Genomic DNA, 944 nt, shown 5'->3' with positions numbered 1-944 from the left:
CCCGTCACGTCCGTCGTACGGAAGTAGAACTGCGGACGGTAGTTGTTGAAGAACGGCGTGTGGCGGCCGCCTTCGTCCTTGCTCAGCACGTACACTTCAGCCGTGAAGTGCGTGTGCGGCGTGATCGAACCCGGCTTCGACAGAACCTGGCCGCGCTCCACGTCTTCACGCTTCGTGCCGCGCAGCAGGATACCGACGTTGTCGCCTGCCTGACCTTGGTCCAGCAGCTTGCGGAACATTTCCACGCCCGTGCAGGTCGTCTTCACCGTCGGCTTGATACCGACGATTTCGATTTCTTCGCCGACCTTCACCACGCCGCGCTCGATACGGCCCGTCACCACCGTGCCGCGACCCGAGATCGAGAACACGTCTTCCACCGGCATCAGGAACGCGCCGTCAACTGCACGCTCCGGCGTCGGGATGTACGTGTCCAGCGCGTCTGCCAGGCTCATGATCGCCACTTCGCCCAGCTCGCCCGTGTCGCCTTCCAGCGCCAGCTTTGCCGAACCCTTCACGATCGGCGTGTCGTCGCCCGGGAAGTCGTACTTCGACAGGAGTTCGCGAACTTCCATCTCGACCAGCTCGAGCAGTTCAGCGTCGTCCACCATGTCGCACTTGTTCAGGAACACGATGATGTACGGAACGCCAACCTGACGCGCCAGCAGGATGTGCTCGCGCGTTTGCGGCATCGGGCCGTCTGCTGCCGAGCACACCAGGATCGCGCCGTCCATCTGCGCTGCGCCCGTGATCATGTTCTTCACATAGTCAGCGTGGCCCGGGCAGTCAACGTGCGCGTAGTGGCGGTTAGCCGTTTCGTACTCGACGTGTGCCGTGTTGATCGTGATGCCGCGCGCCTTTTCTTCCGGTGCCGCGTCGATCTGGTCGTAGGCCTTCGCCTCGCCGCCGAATTTCTTCGTCAGCACGGTCGTGATCGCTGCCGTCAG

1 protein-coding gene is annotated in these 944 nt (G+C 62.9%); it reads right to left on the bottom strand.

All coding sequences use genetic code 11. The features are described from left to right. On the bottom strand, positions 1-944 hold a 944-nt coding region (tuf, locus tag AC1RQF_RS33355), incomplete at both ends, for an elongation factor Tu (RefSeq protein WP_492874395.1).

The organism is Burkholderia sp. GW821-FHT14F03 (assembly GCF_058803765.1).
This window is presented reverse-complemented; position numbering and strand designations above follow the sequence as displayed.